2 rRNA genes are annotated in these 218 nt (G+C 44.5%); both read left to right on the forward strand.

The features are described from left to right. Positions 1 to 82, forward strand: a 23S ribosomal RNA gene (locus tag AC0L0O_RS30145); the annotation flags it as partial. Between the two features lie 48 nt (positions 83 to 130). Beyond that, positions 131 to 218 (forward strand): 5S ribosomal RNA (rrf, locus tag AC0L0O_RS30150); the annotation flags it as partial.

Below are 218 nucleotides of genomic sequence, written 5' to 3' on the forward strand. Positions count from 1 at the left end.
GATGATCAGGTTGATAGGTTCGAGGTGGAAGCATGGTGACATGTGGAGCTGACGAATACTAATAGATCGAGGACTTAACCATATAATATGTAGCAATGTTATCTAGTTTTGAAGGAATATGCCTTCATAGTTTGGTGATGATGGCATAGAGGTCACACCCGTTCCCATACCGAACACGGAAGTTAAGCTCTCTAGCGCCGATGGTAGTTGGGACCTTG

Source organism: Bacillus sp. GS3m_15504 (assembly GCF_055825275.1).